At 40.9% G+C, this 19,614-nt stretch carries 19 protein-coding genes; 14 read left to right on the top strand and 5 right to left on the bottom strand.

The window, feature by feature from the left end; all coding sequences use genetic code 11:
- Nucleotides 1–192: hypothetical protein (locus tag I6N96_RS19830; RefSeq protein ID WP_430650189.1), on the top strand; the 192-nt coding region annotated here is incomplete at its 5' end.
- Here I6N96_RS19830 and I6N96_RS19620 read toward each other — a convergent pair.
- Nucleotides 138–719: a GNAT family N-acetyltransferase gene (locus I6N96_RS19620; RefSeq protein WP_209559263.1), complete on the bottom strand. Its 582-nt coding sequence runs from the start codon at nt 717–719 to the stop codon at nt 138–140. The genes I6N96_RS19830 and I6N96_RS19620 overlap by 55 nt on opposite strands.
- Before the next feature lie 38 nt (nt 720–757).
- Nucleotides 758–1,174, bottom strand: a complete 417-nt coding sequence (locus tag I6N96_RS19615; protein ID WP_245187070.1) for a hypothetical protein — start codon at nt 1,172–1,174, stop codon at nt 758–760.
- 333 nt (nt 1,175–1,507) lie between these two features.
- Between I6N96_RS19615 and I6N96_RS19610 the strand changes: the two genes are divergently transcribed.
- From I6N96_RS19610 to I6N96_RS19575, 8 genes are all read left to right on the top strand, one after another.
- The gene (locus I6N96_RS19610) at nt 1,508–2,026 is read left to right on the top strand and encodes an RNA polymerase sigma factor (RefSeq protein WP_209559262.1); all 519 of its coding nucleotides are present in this window, start codon (nt 1,508–1,510) and stop codon (nt 2,024–2,026) included.
- Nucleotides 2,019–3,107 (top strand): hypothetical protein, encoded by a 1,089-nt coding sequence (locus I6N96_RS19605; RefSeq protein WP_209559261.1) that lies wholly within the window; start codon nt 2,019–2,021, stop codon nt 3,105–3,107. Before I6N96_RS19610 ends, I6N96_RS19605 begins: the two co-directional genes overlap by 8 nt.
- A 334-nt stretch (nt 3,108–3,441) precedes the next feature.
- Nucleotides 3,442–5,538 carry a BglG family transcription antiterminator gene (locus tag I6N96_RS19600; protein WP_209559260.1) on the top strand — a complete coding sequence of 699 codons (2,097 nt, stop codon included), beginning with the start codon at nt 3,442–3,444 and terminating at the stop codon, nt 5,536–5,538.
- A 129-nt stretch (nt 5,539–5,667) separates the two neighbouring features.
- Nucleotides 5,668–5,970 (top strand): PTS sugar transporter subunit IIB, encoded by a 303-nt coding sequence (locus I6N96_RS19595; protein ID WP_209559259.1) that lies wholly within the window; start codon nt 5,668–5,670, stop codon nt 5,968–5,970.
- 24 nt (nt 5,971–5,994) lie between these two features.
- Nucleotides 5,995–7,284, top strand: coding sequence for a PTS sugar transporter subunit IIC (locus tag I6N96_RS19590; RefSeq protein ID WP_209559258.1), 1,290 nt, complete (start codon nt 5,995–5,997; stop codon nt 7,282–7,284).
- A gap of 20 nt (nt 7,285–7,304) precedes the next feature.
- Entirely contained in the window at nt 7,305–7,700 is a 396-nt protein-coding gene (locus I6N96_RS19585) for a tetratricopeptide repeat protein (protein WP_209559257.1), read from the top strand.
- 29 nt (nt 7,701–7,729) lie between these two features.
- The gene (locus I6N96_RS19580) at nt 7,730–8,596 is read left to right on the top strand and encodes a class II fructose-bisphosphate aldolase (protein ID WP_209559256.1); all 867 of its coding nucleotides are present in this window, start codon (nt 7,730–7,732) and stop codon (nt 8,594–8,596) included.
- Between the two features lie 5 nt (nt 8,597–8,601).
- Entirely contained in the window at nt 8,602–9,222 is a 621-nt protein-coding gene (locus I6N96_RS19575; RefSeq protein WP_209559255.1) for a P-loop nucleotide/nucleoside kinase family protein, read from the top strand.
- A gap of 110 nt (nt 9,223–9,332) precedes the next feature.
- Here the strand turns inward: I6N96_RS19575 and I6N96_RS19570 are convergent, their stop codons facing one another.
- Together I6N96_RS19570 and I6N96_RS19565 are read right to left on the bottom strand one after the other, a co-directional pair.
- Nucleotides 9,333–10,856: a UDP-N-acetylmuramoyl-L-alanyl-D-glutamate--L-lysine ligase gene (locus I6N96_RS19570; RefSeq protein ID WP_209559254.1), complete on the bottom strand. Its 1,524-nt coding sequence runs from the start codon at nt 10,854–10,856 to the stop codon at nt 9,333–9,335.
- 188 nt (nt 10,857–11,044) lie between these two features.
- On the bottom strand, nt 11,045–11,731 hold the full coding sequence (locus I6N96_RS19565) for a DUF3862 domain-containing protein (RefSeq protein WP_209559253.1): 687 nt from the start codon (nt 11,729–11,731) through the stop codon (nt 11,045–11,047).
- Between the two features lie 746 nt (nt 11,732–12,477).
- On the opposite strand from I6N96_RS19565, the gene I6N96_RS19560 reads away from it, so the two are divergent.
- The 3 genes from I6N96_RS19560 (at nt 12,478) to I6N96_RS19550 (ending at nt 16,105) form a co-directional block, all read left to right on the top strand.
- A complete protein-coding gene (locus tag I6N96_RS19560) occupies nt 12,478–13,356 on the top strand; it encodes a helix-turn-helix domain-containing protein (RefSeq protein WP_209559252.1) in 879 nt (292 codons plus the stop codon).
- Nucleotides 13,357–13,615: 259 nt separating this feature from the next.
- Nucleotides 13,616–15,265 (top strand): putative polysaccharide biosynthesis protein, encoded by a 1,650-nt coding sequence (locus I6N96_RS19555; protein WP_209559251.1) that lies wholly within the window; start codon nt 13,616–13,618, stop codon nt 15,263–15,265.
- A 117-nt stretch (nt 15,266–15,382) separates the two neighbouring features.
- The gene (locus I6N96_RS19550; RefSeq protein ID WP_209559264.1) at nt 15,383–16,105 is read left to right on the top strand and encodes a pseudouridine synthase; all 723 of its coding nucleotides are present in this window, start codon (nt 15,383–15,385) and stop codon (nt 16,103–16,105) included.
- A 58-nt stretch (nt 16,106–16,163) separates the two neighbouring features.
- On the opposite strand, the gene I6N96_RS19545 is transcribed toward I6N96_RS19550, so the two are convergent.
- Nucleotides 16,164–16,991 carry an NAD(P)H-hydrate dehydratase gene (locus I6N96_RS19545; RefSeq protein WP_209559250.1) on the bottom strand — a complete coding sequence of 276 codons (828 nt, stop codon included), beginning with the start codon at nt 16,989–16,991 and terminating at the stop codon, nt 16,164–16,166.
- A 534-nt stretch (nt 16,992–17,525) separates the two neighbouring features.
- Between I6N96_RS19545 and pepV the strand changes: the two genes are divergently transcribed.
- Nucleotides 17,526–18,938, top strand: a complete 1,413-nt coding sequence (gene pepV, locus I6N96_RS19540; RefSeq protein ID WP_209559249.1) for a dipeptidase PepV — start codon at nt 17,526–17,528, stop codon at nt 18,936–18,938.
- 154 nt (nt 18,939–19,092) lie between these two features.
- Nucleotides 19,093–19,434, top strand: coding sequence for a DUF4260 domain-containing protein (locus I6N96_RS19535; protein ID WP_209559248.1), 342 nt, complete (start codon nt 19,093–19,095; stop codon nt 19,432–19,434).
- The last annotated feature ends 180 nt before the right edge of the window (nt 19,435–19,614 follow it).

Here is a 19,614-nt window from a genome sequence, read left to right as displayed (position 1 = left end):
AGGAAATTAGGGAAGCACATGGAGAGAAAGAGACGAAAAGAAGAAAAAACAAGCCCGATTTTGATATTGATCATCAAAATCAGACTTGTTTTCTTTTTGAGAGTAGACTATTGTCCCACTCTCGATTTTTTTATAGATTATAGTTCAGTTGCTTCCAGCATCTCCGACCATTCACGCTTCAAAATCGAGTAATACAGACGATCGATATATTGACCATCCATATAGAAGAATTCCCTGAGTTTCCCTTCATAGACAAACCCGCTTTTTTCGATCACTCGCTGAGAAGGCATATTGTTGGATTTGTGACAAACCTGTACCTTATTCAAGTGAATCTGTTTGAACCCATAGTGTAAAATCGCCGTTACTGCTTCTGTCATCAAGCCCTGATTTTGAAAAGCTTCGCCGATGCAGTATTCGATTTCACCAAAGTGATTGGTATCATCAATGAGAAAATAAGCAATTTGTCCGATGCATTCATTAGTTTCCTTCAGGCAGATAGCCCAACGATAATAATTGTCATTGGAATAAGAAGATATCCACTTGTCTAAAAGAGCTGCCGTTTCAGCTTCCGTCGTATAGACAGGCTCAGAATACATTTTTTGAATCGCTGGATTACTGATCCAATTGTTTCGCATCGCAGCATTGTCCTCTTTCGTGAAGGGACGCAGCATTAGTCTTGATGTGTTGATTATCTGTGTTCCTGTGTGTGTTAATGTCATAAACATTCCTCCTATGTATGTGTATTGATCGTAATGATCTAATTTTGATGGGCAGAAAACGGGAAGGCAATCTGGTGCTTTTTAATTGTCCACAATCCCAAAGTGAATTGAATGACGCCCACAGAGAAGAAGATGACATGAAGTGCAACGATATCCCAGATCATCACACATTGAATGATAATCCATAGAAAGAGAGTCGCACCAACCAGACACTGATAGTAGGGAAAATCTGACAGTTTTTTCAATGTCAGGAAACCAACGATAAAGTTACCACCGCCAAGTATCAATAATAGAAAAAGTCCGGGAATCAAAAAGCTGGTGAACGGTGAATTGACTAGCATACTCGAATCAATGCCAACTGCTCCCCTCGCTCCGGCATTCAGTGCAAGAAAACTACCGGAAGACGCCCCAAAGCCCATCAACAGATTGAAAAAAAGAAACACCCAACGCATCATTTTTTCCTCCTCACATTCTAATTATAGCGAGTATACCATGTTTCAGCGGGAAAAAAATGAGGCTGTGGGATGATTTAAGTAGTATAAAATTGTAATGCATCATGATAGGAAAAGTCATGTGCTGCAATTAATCAATAACAGGTACAACAAAGATAGCTATAAAAAATAATCTTTTTACTATAGAATGAAGGTGGGACATGGACCAGAAAAATTTTGGTCAGTGTTCCATTTTTTTAGATTATATTCAGTCGTTATTATAAAAATGAATTGCATTTAAAATGAAACCTTTTCGATTATTTTGGCATCTAATAGGTGTGGGAAGGAGGAAATGGCATGGAAAAGGATGTACAAATAAACTTGGTCAAAAAGGCAAAAATGGGAGATGCTGAAGCATTTATAGGATTATGTGAAGCCTATCAAATTATCTTATATAATTCCGCATACAAATTACTTCAAAATGATGAAGATGTTGCAGATTGCTTACAGGAAACTGAAATCATTGCCTGGAAAAAAATCAGTACGCTTAAAAATGCTGCAGCATTCAATTCTTGGATTTTTAGGATCATGATAAATGTTGCAAAAGGGATTTTAAGAAGAAGAGTGGATATGCTCCAGTTTGAAGAAATCAGTGAAGCGGTTGAGGAAACCTATTATGGTGATTCAGATTTGTCGGGTGTGTTCGAACGATTGCCGGAAAAATATAAAATCCCAATCGTGCTTCATTATTACGCCGGCTTTAATGTCAAGGAAATCGCTGATCAGTTGAGTGTGCCTAAAAACACAGTGAAAACAAGGCTGGCACGTGGCAGAGAACGATTAAAAATTCTATTGGAGGGAGAACGAAATGATTAAGAAAAATAGTGATCCAATTCGAAGTGAAAAGGAAATTCCGGAAGAAGTCATGGAAAAATTGCTGCAAAATAGACAAAGAATATTAAACCATGAAGTGAAGCAGGAAGTAAGAAGAAACTATACAAAGCCAATCCTATTTACCGTTTTAACAGCTTCGGCATTTCTAATTCTGATTGCCAATCCACAAATCAATTCAGCAATCAGAAATGCATTGGGAATCAGCCAGGACCCGGGAGTTGCGACAATAGAAGATAACGGGATAGAAAATAATTTGAACTTGGTGAGCGAGTCTAACGGTATGGAAATAACGGTAACGAAATTTGTTACAACAAAAAGAAAAATGGCATTTGATTACCAGTTTAAAATTGATGAGAAATTGAAGGCCTTGTTGGAAAAGAACAATAAAACAGAAGATCCATGGGCAAAAACCTTTGAGTTTATAGATGTTGAGCTTTATGTCAATGGAGGAACTGAAAGTGTCTATGGTGGGGTTTCAGGGATGGGTTATTCCTATGTGGAAGGAGACACCTATTATGGCTCTCTTGTATCAACTTTCAACAATGACACAATTCCTGAAAATGCGAAATTAACACTGCAAATCACTCGATTAGCTTGGCAGGATAAAGAGGAGGTTGCGACAGAAATGGCGAAGGCAATGGCTGATCCTGATCCGATGGCTTCCTTTACAGTAGAAAATGCTGTCGAATATGAAGGGGATTGGTCGTTTGATATTGAGTACGCACCTCTGACGCAAACCGCTACTCCGAAAATCAGTAATGTAGACAATCTCACTGATATCAAAGCCAACAGTGATGCGCTGCAAACAACGGTCACGTTCGTTTCTCCTTACAGCGAACTAGAAGATAATAGCTCCCCTGCAATTACTATTTACAAAGATGGTGTAGCAACGGAAGGGCTCTTGTCCTCAATGATATTCGATCCAACTACGGGGGAGTTTGAGACAGCTTTCGGTCTTAGTGCATTGGATAAATCGTCTGTTTATAAACTGCAATTAAACAAAGTGGATTCTAATGGGGAACCAATTGAAGAAATAGGCTCATTTGAACTGAGAAATGAATGATCACTTAATTTCTTACACGATATAACAAGTAAGCAGCATACGAATCGTTTTTGCTTGAACAAATAGCAAAGATGACTAGTGTGCTGTTTCTTTATGGACTTTCTATTGTAAATTCTACACAAAGACTATTGATTTCTGTGACCAAAAATGTTGTATTTGGGATATAACGACTATTCAATGTATGATTCGTTCCCTTTTCAAAATTGATAGAATTACTAACGAAATTGGTTTAAATGATTGGCGTTTGCATTTCTTCCAACTGAAACGGAAGAAATTTCCACTTTTTAATTTGTAAGCGGAAACATATACTGATATCAGAAAGGATAATACTTCTATGAAAACCAGAACAGTTGAATTACTTCAAAGAGTCAGCTCATCAAAGTATCCAATCAAAGCTGAAATACTGGCAACTGATTTTAATGTGAGTCAACGTACGATTCGAACAGAAATTCTTGAAGCGAATGAGTGGTTGAGCAGTAACCAATTACCGGAAATCATGACTATTCGAAACAAAGGATTCCTACTAAAGTTGAATGCCGCTGATGAAAAATTATTGGAGGAAGCACTACTGAACCTCCATGGTGATTTACTTAATCGAAATGAGAGAACCTTTGATATCGTACTGTCAATCGCATACGGCAAGCGTCCGGTGTATCTTAATCGTAAAGAAGAAGCGTTTCAAATTTCCAAAAGCACGATGGACGAGGACATGCGGCGACTGCGAGCAGAATTACTGAAATATGGTATAGAAGTCGTCAGTTATGGGAAGCAGGGCTTGTCGTATAAAGGACCTGAACGATCGATACGAACAATGATTTACGATTTGATCAATCAAAATTTAGGCATGCTCAACTTTTCTATGAGTGATGACCTCAAAGTCACACCGGTACAAAAAATCTTTAATAGATATTTTTCTTTAGAGGATATCAAGAAGCTCACCGAGATTTATTCAAGTCAAATACCTAAACAGGAAAATGATATCTATAAAAATCAAATTCTGCTTTTCACATTGATTTGGATTCAACGCATAAAGAAGCATGAGTTCATCTCGGCTGTAAGCTGGAAAAATGCGGAATTCGAAGACTCTAGTTTCACTGATTTTATCGATAAGATCATTAAAGAGTTTGGACTGGAAGAAGTGCCTCAGGTGGAACGCAACTATATTCACTTTACGATCGAAACATTCAATACAAGAGATATATCAAATACGTTAGAGTGGGTGCAAGCCCAGCTATTGACAATCCAACTGATTCAATTCGTAGAAAATGAGACGCATATCCCCTTTCATTTAAAGGAAGAAATGCTTTGTGAGAGCTTATATAAGCACATGGCTGCTCTTATCGTCAGGATAAAAAATGATGTTCAGGTTTTTAACCCGCTAAAAGAGAATATTCGGACAAATTACTATCCGATTTATCGAGCAGTCTCTCAATTTATTCCGACAATCGAAGAAGTGGTTGGAGGGAAAGTTATTGAAGATGAGCGTGCATTTCTGGTCATTCATTTTTCTACTGTAGCCAGTGCGATCAATCGTGACCTGACATACATCTATAAATCGGTTGTAGTGTGCAATCACGGCATCGCTACAGGAAACTTATTGGCGGAGAATTTGAAAGAGAAGTTTCCACAAATCGAAATCGTTGCAGTGCTGAGTTCCAAGGAAGTGGATTTGGTAGATAAGCTGGATGTTGATTTGATATTCAGTACATTTAACCTAGCTTACAGTAACAAGCCTGCCTTAGTGATCGATCCGATTCTTACCGAGGCAAATATTCCGGTAGTTGAAGACTTTTTACGAAGCAATGATGAGCTTCAACGGTTGGAGCCGAACGGTGGGGAGTCTACAGAGCTGTTTACTAACATTTTAAACGTTGTAGAAGAAAGCGGCGGTCGGGTCGATCGGACGATCTATTCCAAACTGGAGACGCTGTTTGAAAGAAACAATCTAGAAATCAATAAAAGGGAGATCCAACCAATGCTAAAAGACATCTTGACAGATAATCATATCATGATTAAAGAAAAAGCATCGACATGGCAGGAATCTATTGAGCTGGTGGCAAAGCCGCTGATCAAAGAAAATACGATTGAAAAACGGTATGTTGATGCGATGATCCATGCAGTAGAGGAATACGGTCCGTATATCGTGATCGGAAAACATCTGGCTTTGGCACATGCAAGGCCAGAGGACGGTGCCAATAAACTAGGAATCAGCGTTGCTACAATAGACCATCCCATCAATTTTGGGAATTCGGATATGGACCCGGTAAAAATAATCTTTTGTCTGGCCGCAGTCGATTCTTATTCACATTTGACGATCATGAAAGAACTGATCGAGCTGATCAATGATGAATCAAAACTGAACCAGTTGATCGAGTGTACAACGATCAATACATTCAAGCAACTACTTTTTTCAGAAACTGAAGGAGAATAAAAAAGGAAGGAGGGCTACCGAAATAAGAATAGAGTGACAAAGAGGGACAGAAAATTGAATCATTGAAATGCTGGAACAGGATTAGCTACCTAAGACTGTTTCTACAACAAATCAAGGGAGGAAAAGACATTGAACAAATTAAATATTTTATTCGTATGCGGAGCAGGGCTGGGCAGCAGCTTTGCGGCACAGATGTCCGCTGAGGACGTATTAAACAAACTGGGGGTAGAGGCAAAATTGGATCATTGTGATATTTCATCAGCTGTTTCTATGAAGCCGGATGTGATTATTACAGCAGAGAATTTTCGTTCTCAATTCGAAAAATTTACGATCGACCCGGATACAGCAATGATCTATCTAAAAAACATCGTTTCAAAGAATGAGATTGAAGAGAAAATCACTCCAGTCTTACAGGACAAGGGAGTTATTTAAAAAAAGAAAAGAGGGGAAAGAAAGATGGGTATTATCAATTTTATTATTGAAAACATTTTAACACAGGCATCAATCACCATTGCATTGATTGCAATGCTGGGACTGATCCTGCAAAAGAAATCAACAGGTCAGATCATTTCTGGAACGTTGAAAACACTTTTGGGCTTTCAGGTGTTAAGTGCCGGCTCGAGCATTATCGTTGGCAGCTTGACGTATTTTGGTCAGATTTTTACGGAAGGGTTCAAGATGCAGGGGATTATTCCTTCCATTGAGGCAATCAATGGGCAGGCAATGAATGAATTGGGGTTGGGCAGAGATATTGCTCTAACCTTCCTGGCAATTTTTGTGTTCAATATTTTGCTTGCTCGTTTTACTAAATGGAAATATATCTTTTTAACAGGTCAAGCGATTCTATGGATGGCTACAATGACAACTGTATTTGGCTATTTTGCAGGTTTACGCGGTTTTGTCCTGATTCTAGTAGGTGGATTCATTGGTGCTGTGTTCGCTATTGCAATGCCGGCCCTTGCTCAGCCTATTATCCGCAAAATCACGGGCTCCGACGATATTGCCTTAGGACATTTTTGTACGATCGGCTATTTATTTGAAGCCGGTGTTGCTAAGATTTTTGGTGAAAAAGGAGAAAATAAAAAATCGATTGAAGACATCAAATTGCCATCGCATTTTGAATTTCTACAGGATACGTATCTATCAGTCATGGTAGTTATGGTTCCCCTCTATATCGTAACAGTGCTGTTCGCTGGTGAATCATTTGCCTCTGAATTATCCGGCAATCAAAACTATATTATGTTTGCTTTTCTTCAAGCCATTCAATTTGTAGTCGGTGTCTATGTCTTATTAGCAGGTGTACGTTTATTGCTAGGTGAAATCGTACCGGCATTCCGAGGGATTGCAATGAAGCTGGTTCCAGATGCTATTCCAGCGCTGGACTGCCCAGTGTTCTTTCCTTATAGTCCTAATGCAGTAATACTAGGCTTCATCACTACGACCATTGGAACGATTATTGCTATGTTCACATTGCCGATGTTTGGTCTTGCGATGATTCTTCCAGGGATGCTGACGAACTTCTTCGCCGGTGGTACTGCGGGTATTTTTGGTAATGCTGTCGGAGGCAGACGAGGTGCAATCATTGGCGGGATTGCCCATGGCTTCTTCATTACGCTGCTGCCGGCATTACTAGTGACGATCTTCAATTCGATGGGCTTTGTAAATGCGACCGCAACTGATGTGGATACTGTTGTAGCTGCGCTATTGTATGCATGGCTCTTAAGTCCAATTTTGAAAGCATTCTAATCTGAAAGTAGGGAAATCCAATGTTTGGACTTTTTAAGAAGAAAGAAAAAAAACCGGAGAAAGAAGTAGCAGTTCTATCCCCGGAGGTAGTAGAAAAAATTCAATCAGAACTTGACCAATTGAATCAAGAAATTTTAACCACCCAAGATAATAATAAACTGGCAGAACTTTTTGAGCAAGTGGGAATTAAATTATCCGACTTGAATGAAAAAGATCAGGCAATTGAAAATCTGGAAAAGAGTTTGGAAAATAAACAGAGCATCGGTGACGGCTATAAAAAACTGATGAGTCTATATAATGAAAAACGAGCAGAAGCAGCACGAGCAGGTGATGATCAGGGAATCGATTATTACATGGGGAAAATGGATGACATGCGTCAAATAGCTAAAAAAGTGACGATTACTGGAAATAACTAATACTAAACTGAGATAAGGCGGATTTGATTATGTATACAACTTTAAAAGAAGTAACGAAAACAGCAGAAGAACTGAATTTTACAGTAGGTGCGTTTAACACACATAATTTGGAGATGCTTCCCGATATGCTGAGGGCAGCAAAAGAAATGGGTGCACCCATTATCATTCAAACAAGTGTAGATACAGCAAAATATATTGGGATGAAGGTATTGGTCAATGTGATGAAATCGATCGCTGATGAAGAGATGGTAGATGCTGTCCTTCATTTGGATCATGCTCGCGATTTTGATAATATCAAAGAAGCTATCGACAGCGGCTATACGTCGGTCATGTATGACGGTTCTCATTTGCCATTTAAAGAAAATATTTTGAAAACGAAAGCAGTCGTTGAGTATGCCCATGCAAGGGGGGTGTCTGTTGAAGGGGAGCTTGGAACGATTGGCGGCACGGAAGAAGGGATTCATGTCGCTGAGGATGACAAGGTGTATACAAAACCAGAGGACGCTGTAGAATTTGTAAAGGCTACAGGTGTAGACGCATTAGCCATTGCTATTGGTACAAATCATGGTCAGTTCAAGTCTAAAACAGAAGTAAATATTCCGTTGTTGAAAGAAATTGATGCAGTGGTGGATGTTCCCTTGGTTATCCATGGTGGAACAGGCGTGAAGGAGGAGGACTATTCGGAGCTGATCAATAACGGCATTCGAAAGTTCAATGTCGGTACAGAGCTTTTGGTAAATTGGACAAAAACTGCTAAAGAATCCTTTGGCGAAACGGAGGTCAATAAATCTCTTCGCCATAATGTTATTCCGGCGAATGACGTGGTCAAAGAAATCGTTTCTCACAAAATCGGCTTATTCATGAATTTGGAAAGTCCGACGAACTTGGGGAAGTAAGGGAAATGAAAAAGTATTTTATCCTCTTAGCTGGAAGTCCCGGTACAGGGAAGACGTATCTTATGAATAAGCTTAGGGAGCGTTTTCCAGATATGTATACGATAACTTTGGATGAAATCAAGGAATATTATGCGGATTCAATTGGTTTCAATAATCTGGAAGAACGTGCAGAACAGGAAAGAACCAAGGTCTATCCATTCTATTACAAAGCGCTGGATCTCTATATGGAAGCTGGAAAGAAAGTAGTCGTATCGGAGTATCCTTTTAGCAACAAACAAAAGGGGCATCTGCAGGAACTGGCTGAAAAATACGGCTATGAAGTGCTCACGATCAGATTAACGGCTGATTTCGGAGTATTATGGGAGCGACGTTACAAGCGGGATCGAGAGCATGATCGACATTTGAGCTATATAATGGATCATTACCATTACGGAGATATGTTGGAAGAACGGACCCTTGCTACAAATCATATTACGAAAGAAGAATTTGAGAAGATCATTACTGATAGAAAGTATGATACGTTTGAGCTAGGTACACTCTATGAGTTTGATGTAACAGATTATGATAAAGTTGACTATACACCTTTATTAGATGAATTGGAAAAACAGATAAAGCTAGTGAAATAAGACTGCAAAAGAAAACTATAAGTATATAAATAAACCGTTTCGGTCATCTTTCCTGACTGAAACGGTTTGTTTTCGATTAGTTTAAAATTCGATTGTTTGTCTCAGCACACTCACTTTTGTGCGGTGATCAATCGTTCAGCAATCGCATAGTCTCCTTCATAAGGAACATCCTGTTTGCCGACTTTTTGGAAGAGGTCAGCGCCTTTTCCGGCAAGGACTACAGCATCTTCGGGCTTGCTGACAGCTAGAGCTGCTTGGATCGCTTTTTCTCGATCGATGATGATCTTGAAGTCGACATCCGACTTGATATGTTCTGCGATTTGTTCAGAGATTTGTTGCGGGTCCTCTGTCGCTGGATCATCCGTCGTCAGAAAAGCGATATCCGCTAAATCAGAAAGTACACTGCCGAAGTCTTTACGACGTGAGATGGCTTTATCTCCGGTGCTTCCAATCACGACAATGATCCGTCCATCTGAATGCTCTTCTTTAACAAATTGAAGAAGATTTTGCAGACTGACATAATTATGGGCATAGTCTACGTAAACCTGTGCACCATTTGCATTGGTCAACTGTTCCATCCGACCTGGAACAACCGTATCAGCGATCCCTTGTTGACAGTCCTTACTGGAAGCGCCTGACAAGCTGGCAGCAATCGCCGCACTCAAGGCGTTTCCCATATTGAACTCACCACCAAGGCGTAACTGATACTGACCAGTAAGATGCAGTGTATCCTGTGGAGAAGTCACTGAGAATACTAGTGAGTCTTGCGGATCTCTTGTATAGGTGTAATCAGTCAGTTCATCTTCAGTACTACCGTAGGTAATCATTGGTGTATCTGTCATTTCAGCCGTTTCCTTCAGTAGATGGAAATAGTCAGACTCTCGATTGATGACGATTTTCTTTGAATGAGCAATCAGCTGACGCTTGCAGTAGAAATAATCATCAAACGTCGGATGCTCGATCGGGCTGATATGATCGGGAGAGATATTCAAGAAAATCCCTACATCGAAAAATAGACCATAGACACGTTGAACTTTATAAGCTTGCGAAGAAACCTCCATCACAAAATGAGTCATCTGATTATCTACAGCCTCTGCCATCATACGGTATAAGTCCATGGATTCTGGTGTGGTCAGCTGTGACTTGAAGAAGGTCTTGCCGTCCAATGTTGAATTCATGGTAGAAAGCATAGCTGTTTTATTATTAGTTGAGTGGTCCAGAATGAATTTTGTAAAGTATGCGGCAGTGGTTTTTCCTTTTGTCCCGGTAAAGGCAATCAGTGTCATTTTGCTTTGCGGGTAGTCATAAAACAGCATACTCAAAGCCGCCATCGCTTTACGGATGTCAGTGACAATAAAGCCTAGTGAAGCATTTGCTTCGTAGGGTGTTTCTGAAACATAGAATTTCAACCCTTCTGCTACAGCATTTTTCAGGTATTCTTCCTTGAAGCCTAGGCCTTTACAAAAGAAAAGGGTGGATTCAGAAACGTTTCTTGAATCATAGGATAGTTCATGGATTTGCGTTGTGGAAAATCTATCAGGAAGAGACAATGACCAATCAGTAGTGGTCACAATTTCTTTCAAAAGCTGTTCCTTTAGTAAGCATGTTCGGATATCTGTCAGTGTGATACTCATTTTATCAACCTCCATGTGATGAGCAGTTGTGTCCATTCCAGCCGCTTGATTGGCGGTGTCACTGTTTATCATACAATTTCAAGTCAAAAACATCAAGACAACGTATCGGAACCTCCGTAGAGCTGCGAGTTTGGCAACAGATAAAAAGGGACAACAGCCAATCAGCTGTTGTCCTAATAGCTTCTATTTTATTCTACCGTTTCTTTTGATACGGCAATATTATCATCAAAGTGGAAGGTAACTGCTTGTTCCATATTGGTTGACCACATGGCTGTCACTGCCTGTACGCCATTGATCAAAGAATCACTGAGTGAATCGGGCGTTCCAAAATATTGGACTGCCTGATCATAGGTATAGGTGCCGTCGAATGGAATTGCGTCAACTTGAGCAATTGTGATTTTTGTTTTCTTTTCTTCGACAGGGATTTTTGAAATGCTCTTTCCTGTTGCTTGATCATCCTTGAAGGTCACGCTGATTGTTGCTGCGCCATTAAAGCTGTTCCAGATAACCATTTTTGAGGTCGTACCACTGATCTCAGAGTCTACGTTTGAACTGGGGTCGCCTAAAATAGCTACAACCTCATCATAGCTGGCACCTTTCGTATCTTCCACCAAAGGATCACCTAAAGCGATTGATTTATATGTTTCAATGATCTGCTCAGCGTCTTTTGCTGTGATCGTGTTTTCCGAAGATTCTTTTGTAGCTGCAGTGGATTCCTCTGTCGCTGCTTTACCAAAATTAAAGTCAAGCGGAATTGGTATAAGCTTCACTGCTGCAAAGCCGCCCCCTGCGAGTACCAGCAGAATCAGGAACCAGAACCATCCTTTTTTAGTTATAGGTTTTTTCATTGACTGTCTGTCTTCTTTTCTTCCCATGTTTCTTCCCGCCTCCGTTAGATTAATTCAGCATTTCCATCATACAAATCTTTATTATGAAATACAAGCTGTTTTCTAACTTTTTATTAATTTTCATGAGAATTAATGAAAGAAAAAAGAGCAGGGCTGAATGAGTCGATGAATCGCACGCGTAAATATGGGAAAGTGGAAATGAAAAAGACCTTCAGCATTTAAGGGAAAGTCCTTTTAGTTTATAAAAACCATTGTCGTTTTCTCGTTCAGAAGTGCTTAGCGCTGGCTAGGTAAAGGGTGAGAAATTTGCTTTTTTTGCCGAGAGCCAAATGCAAAGAGGTTGATAAGCAAAAACATGCTGAAAAGAAGAACAAGAAAGATATTTTTCCGAAGCATAGAAATCAGGAATGGGAAAATGGCCAAGCCTGAATAAGTGATCGCGAAGCTGAAAACAAGAGACAATACAGGTAAATGCATGATTGGAAGCCCTAACTTTTGTATGACAAAGCCCTTTCTTTAATGGTAAAGTGATTATATACACATACAGGAAGAAATAATCTTTATAGAACCTATTTTTTCAAAAAAGGGAGCCAAAAGAAGGCAGCCTGTTCAAAGGGAAACTATAGTTTCCGTCATAAATCCACTCAAGGGCTTTATATATGGAGAGCTGTTGGTGATATGAGCCAGGGTGAATGCTTTGTCTCAAGAATCAAATTGAAATAAGACTCGCGAAGATACTTTATATAAAATACGATGAAATCAGGAGAGAATAGATGGAGCAATTGGGGCAAGTGTTTAAGGAACTGCGGGAAAGAAAAGGGCTGAAGGTGTCAGAGACAGCTGATGGAGTCGTTTCTCCGCAGTTTTTGAGAAAATTTGAACGTGGAGACAGCAATATCAGCTTATCAAATTATTTTTTATTGTTAAATAGAATGAATCTATCTGTTGAAGAGTTCATTTATGAATGGCAGGGAGAAACAGTGGACAACTGGCTTCGGGAAACAGAGCATGAACTGGACACGGTTAGTCACTCGGGTAATTCTTTGATGTTTAAGAGACTAGTCAACAGCTATGAAGAAAAGTACGAAGAAACAAAGGAGCAGCGATTTTATCATATGGCGCTGGTCAGTAAAAATATATATAATAGGTTTTTTTCTGTCTCTTCAGAAGTAGATATGGCCATCGTTGCAGATTATCTGAGAGAAGTTGAAGACTGGGGACAGTATGAGTTCTTTTTAGCAACTTATGCACTAATGCCTTTTGAGACAGAAGAGCTTTTTTTGCGTGCGGAGCAGACATTCCGAAGAAAGGTCGCTAAGCATGCTGCGCTTCATCATCAGGTAACGGACTTTCTGCTGCATGTCATTTTTCATATGATCAAACGGAATCAGCTAGGCTATGCAGAGCGCCTTATGAAGATGTACAGAGACAGCGGACCGGAAAAAAAGGATTTGTACTATCTGGCATTTGACGCCTATGCTGAATTCTTAGACGGGCTGTTGCTGATCAAGAAGAATGATCGGTCCGGAATCGCCTGCTGTCAGCGAATCATTTCCTTTTTCCATCAAACCGTCCATTATACAGATTATGCCAACCGGCTGAATATCATTTATGAGAGCATGTTAGATGAGTCGGAGCTATCCGAACGCTAAATAAAGGAAACGTTAAAAATAATAACGGTCTCTTGACGATTCTGCTTTGGCGGGTTTCACTTAAAAGAAGACCTGTTCAGTCGTTTCTTCAAGACGAAGATGGTAAGAGAATGCAGAGTCTGTTCCTTAAACAGCAGTCGATACCGCTTTTTTGAAGGAAATCATGGATAGAAAATAATTATTTTATAAATCCATTGCATATACTCGATTTTACAATTAAAATAAGAAGAGTATGTTTAAGAGAAAGTTGGAGGAGTTAATGATCAATCAACCTGGGTCCAATGGACAATCGATGTTATCCAATCAAGAGAAGATGGTCAAAGGATCTGCTTGGATGACAGCCAGCAATATCATTTCCCGCTTATTAGGAGCGGTTTACATTATTCCATGGTATGCGTGGATGGGCGAGCATGGCGATGAGGCAAACAGCCTGTTCTCAATGGGTTATACAGTCTACTCATTGTTCCTGCTTATTTCGACTGCGGGGATTCCTGCGGCGATCGCTAAACAGACCGCACACTACAATTCCATGAATGAGTATAAGATCAGTCGTCAGCTGTTCCGCAAAGCATTGCAGATGATGGCGATACTGGGTCTGGTTTTTGCTTTGATCATGTATCTGGCCGCACCGTTTCTGGCGAAATGGTCCGGTGGTGGTGATGAGCTTATTCCAACGATGCGTGCGTTGAGTCTCGCTGTTCTTATTTTCCCTTGTATGAGTGTGATTAGAGGGTATTTCCAAGGGAATCAAGATATGATGCCGTTTGCCCTGTCACAGATCGCTGAACAGGTTGCTCGTGTATTCTATATGCTGTTGACTGCATTCATTATCATGAAAATGCTGAACGGCAACTATGTTGATGCGGTAACACAATCAACCTTCGCAGCCTTCATCGGAATGATCGTCAGCTTTGTTGTGCTGTATTTCTATATGCATAAGCAAAAGCCGATGTTTGATTATCTGGAAGAGCATAGTGCGAATAAACATAAGATTTCTCCACAGGAGCTGCTGATTGAAACCTTTAGAGAAGCAATTCCATTCATTATCGTAGGTTCAGGTGTGACTGTATTCAAACTAGTGGATCAGTTTACCTTTTCCAATTTTATGAGGACGTTTACGACTTACTCTGATAGCCAGCTGCGTGAGCTGTTTGGGATATTCAATGCGAACCCGGACAAGCTGACGATGGTGGTGATTGCGTTGGCAACGTCGATTGCCTCAACGGGCTTGCCGTTGATCACAGAGGCGATCACATTGAAAAACTATCGAGAGCTTTCAAAGCTGATCAGTAATAATCTGCAACTGTTCACCTTCGTGATGCTGCCATCTACCTTTGGTATGATCATCTTAGCAGAACCGTTATATACACTGTTTTATCGTGCCGATACATTAGGGACAAATGTCTTAGTTCAGGCTTGTTATGCAGGACTGTTCCTTGCCTTGTATATGCTGGTATCGAACATGCTGATGGGGATGTACGGCAATCGTGCAGCGATGCGCTACTTTGGCATCGGTCTGTTGGTGAAACTGATTGTTCAATACCCATCTATTCGGATGTTTGAGGTTTACGGACCATTGATTGCAACAGTGATTGGGTTCAGTGTTTCCTGCTTCCTGATGATTCGTAAAATCAAGGAAATCGCGAAATTCAATTTGAGTCTGACCTTGCGACGAAGCCTATTGATTTTCATCATAACATTGATTATGGTTGTCATTGCCTTCTTGACCAGACAGGTTCTATATCTGTTCTTGAGTCCGGAGCGGAAAATGCAAGCCTTCCTGATTATCCTGTTAGTTGCCGGTGTAGGGGCAGGCGTGTACGGTTATATGACCTTGAAGATTCGACTGGCCGATCGACTGCTGGGTAAGAATGTCAACGGTCTACGTGAAAAAGTAAAAATCAAATAATAGCAATAACGGGACAGAGCTGCTTCATATCAAAGCGGCTTCTGTCCCGCAGTTTGTTTATAGTGATCATAAGGGACAGATGGGTGTGCTGTGAGTGGATCATGGAGAGGAGCAATCATGCGTTTAGATAAATTTTTGTCAGAGACAGGCTGCGGCAGCCGCAAGGAAGTAAAAAGGCTGTTGAAGCAGGGGATCATCACAGTGAATGATCAGATAGTGAAGGATGCCAAAAGCCAAGTCAATGAATGGGCTGACCAGATTGCCTATGACGGTGAACCGTTGCGCTACCAAAAGTATTTTTACTATATGCTGCATAAGCCTCAGGGCGTGATCTCAGCAACAGAAGATAAGTATGATGAAACGGTGATCGATTTGCTTTCAGATGAAGACTATCGTGAGGATCTATTTCCTGTCGGCAGGCTGGATAAAGATACGGAAGGCTTGCTGATTTTAACAAATGATGGACAATTGGCGCATCGCCTACTATCTCCGAAAAAGCATGTGGATAAGGAGTATTTTGCCCGCATTGCCGGAATTGTTACAGAAGAAGATATCGAACAGTTTGCTTTTGGACTTACTCTGAGAAGTGGCGAAGCAGTAAAGCCGGGCCAGCTGGTTATTGATGCTGTGGATGAAGCAGCTGAGGAATCTGAGATTCGTTTGGTGATCCAGGAAGGGAAATTTCATCAGGTCAAGAGGATGTTTGAGGCAGTTGATAAGGAAGTCGTCTATTTGAAGCGTCTACGTATGGGCGAACTTTATCTAGATGAGGAACTTGAGTTAGGCGGCTATCGGCCGCTGACAGAGGCAGAGCTGGCAATGCTGGAGCCTTCCAACTAAAGAAATGCTGCATCAGCCAAATAAAGGCCGATGCAGCATTTTTTGATGGCTACTCCTACTATTGCTCAAAATGTTTCATATAATAGGGGAGTTGGTTTGCTAACTCGGTAGGAAGAACAACATAACGATTCTTGCTCAGGTCTTCCCCAATCAGACTATGGAGATAGACTGCGGCACAAAGGGCTTGCTCCTTATCTGGAAACTGGGCGATGAAGGCTGTGATGATGCCAGCCAAGGTATCCCCCATGCCGCCAGTTGCCATCGCCGCTGTTCCAAGAGGATTTTTATAAATATTTTTTTCTGTATAGATTTCTGTCCGATGGCTTTTGACAACCACTGAGGCTTGCAATTCCTGTTGTCGTAAATGGTTTCTTTCCAGTGTTTGATTTTCTATGGATAGCCTGCTCAGGCGTTCCCATTCCTTTTGATGAGGGGTGAAAATCGTTCGTTCAGGATACTTTAAGGGCTTATTTTGCCGAGAGAATAATGTGATGGCAGAGCCGTCGATCACCAGCCATTGACTAGCAGTCTGTTTATTTAAAATGGATTGAAGCAGGAGCTTGCTGTCTAATTCCAACCCCATTCCGGGACCGATCAATACGACGTCAGCACTCTTTTGTATCTCATCGATCAGCTGAAAATCCTGCCAGTCGACGACCATAGCCTCCGGCAGTCTGGCATGCAGGGCAGAATGATTTCTTGGATCAGTGATGACTGTTAACAGCCCGATACCGGCAGAGGCAGCTGCCTGAGCACTCATGATGATCGCTCCGCCGTATTGCGCATTTCCACCGATCAGGACAGCTCTTCCAAAGGTTCCTTTGTGACTGTTCTCAGGTCTTCTTCGAATGACTTGTGACAGGATTGTATCGGATAAGGTTTCCAATGTATATTCCCCCTTCATTTGGCTCGTCTATCGTTTGTCTCATTATAACAGTGGATACTCTTGGAGGGAAAAAATAAGAAAACAGCCGGACTTTTTTTATTTTTAGGCAAGATAATGGTATGATGAGAAGGTATATGAATGCAACTGAATAAACACCAAAGAAAAGGATCGCTATTGTTTGGACAAAGAGGTTAGGACAGAAGTGTTCAGCGCTGAGAAATAAGAAGGAATTCACGAAAATTATTCTACAAATTTTTGATAACCAAGTAGTGATTCTCAACAATTTCGGCTTATTTCCGAAAGAGTTACTTCTGTTCCGCCGTTTATTCGGTTCCGGGTATAGAGGAGGCTTGGAAACTTGTTTATGTCCCAGCCTCGTGCAGTGAATTATTTAGTGCGGTTCATATATAAATCCTACAAGAGAAACAAGAGGAGAGGCTGTCGTTTTATTTGTGTCATAGGTAAAAGAAGCCTCCATCTAAGGAATTTTTTGATAGGATTTGTATAGATCAATGAATAGGAGTGACGGATGTAATGACAATCAACTGGCAAAAAGAAGTAGAAGATCGCAAAGAAGCGCTTCTGGAAGATTTAAAGGATTTACTACGTATCAACAGTGAGCGTGAAGACGATAAAATGACAGCGGATGCTCCATTTGGACCAGGGCCTAAAGCAGCGTTGAAGCACATGCTGGCATATGGCGAGAGAGACGGCTTCGCTGTGAAAAACGTTGACAATTATGCCGGTCATATCGACTATGGTGAAGGCGATGAGACGTTGGGCGTATTCGGTCATATGGATGTTGTACCAGCAGGCGATGGCTGGGATACAGATCCTTATGAGCCGGTGATCAAAGATGGGAAAATCTATGCTCGTGGTTCAAGTGACGACAAGGGGCCGACAATGGCTGCTTATTATGGCTTAAAGATTATCAAGGATCTAGGGTTGCCATTATCTAAAAAAATCCGTTTCGTCATCGGTAGTGATGAAGAGAGCGGTTGGGCAGATATGGATTATTACTTCCAGCATGAAGAAGCACCTGACTTTGGATTTTCTCCTGATGCGGAGTTCCCAATCATCAATGGAGAAAAAGGGAATGTGACATTGTATGCTGAATTCGGCGGTTCAAGCGAAGGTGAAGATGAGCTAGTTAGCTTCCACTCCGGTTTACGTGTGAACATGGTTCCGGGAACGGCAGAAGCAGCAATTCTGGTAAAAGATACAGTAACAATTGCTGAAATGAAAGAGCACTTTGAAGCATTTGTTGAAAAGCATCCAATCGAAGGAACCTTTGTTTCTGATGAGAATGCTGTAGCAATCACTGTTATCGGTAAAGGCGCACATGGTGCAAGTCCGCAATCAGGAATCAATGCAGCAACATTCCTTGCGACATTCTTGAATGACTATTCCTTTGGTAGTGCTGCAAAAGAATTTATCCATACTGCGGCATTTATCCACGAAGACTTTTACGGTGAAAAGTTGGATGTAGCACATGAAGATGAAAAAATGGGCCGTCTGACAATGAATGCCGGACTATTCAAGTTTGAAAAAGATGTGCAGGATGGAAACATGATCAGCTTGAATTTCCGCTATCCAAAAGGAACAACGGCAGATCAGCTTGAAGAAGGAGTACGTGCTGTAATTGGTACAGCTGGTGTGAAAATCATTCAAGATGACCGTAACCAAGAACCTCATTATGTACCAGTAGATGATCCATTGGTAGCAACATTGCTAAGTGTTTATGAAGATCATACTGGTGAAAAGGGTGCTGAAAAAGTTATCGGCGGCGGAACCTATGGACGTCTATTGAAGCGCGGTGTTGCCTACGGCGCAATGTTCCCAGGCTATACAGATACAATGCACCAAGCAAATGAATTCATGGAACTGGATGACCTATTCCGTGCGGCCGCTATCTATGCGGATGCAATGTATCGTTTGGCGAAGTAAGGAACAAACTGGCTGACTGCCTTGATAAATGTAGAATAAAAAGAAACTATTGCTTCCTTTTCGGAACACAATAGTTTCTTTTTTTGGGAAAAGGCATAGTATGAAAGTATTGGTTAGGTAACTGAGGAGAAATCTGAAAGAATGGAGAAAACCGATGAAAACTTTTTTGAAGCTGGAAAATATTGCCCTACTGCTGTTGGCAGTTTATGTGTACTTTGGTTTGTTTCATTTGTCACTATGGATTTTGGCTGTGTGCCTGTTTCTTCCCGACCTTTCAATGATTGGTTATCTTATGGATAGTAGGATTGGCGCTATTACTTATAATAGTGTGCATAATTTTATTGTACCGAGTGTAATCACATTTTTGGGCTTGTTTATGAACAACACTCTCTTTATTTATATTGGGTTGATCCTATTCATTCATATTTTTATGGATCGATCATTAGGCTATGGCTTGAAATATCCGGATGAATTTAAGCATACTCACTTAGATTGAGTATGCAGCAGCTGAACAGAGGCTCTATATGGACAACATGTTGGAGACTCTGTTTTCTTTGTATGTTCTGAAAACCCCTAGCTATGCTAGGGGTTCTGGAGAGCTTCCAGCGTGGTATTAAAAAAGCCTCCTAAACTGTTAAGATGAGGTTGGTTTCCCGACCGCCACATCAAAAATTTT

The organism is Enterococcus larvae (assembly GCF_017830045.1).
Classification (GTDB): domain Bacteria; phylum Bacillota; class Bacilli; order Lactobacillales; family Enterococcaceae; genus Enterococcus_L; species Enterococcus_L larvae.
This window is presented reverse-complemented; position numbering and strand designations above follow the sequence as displayed.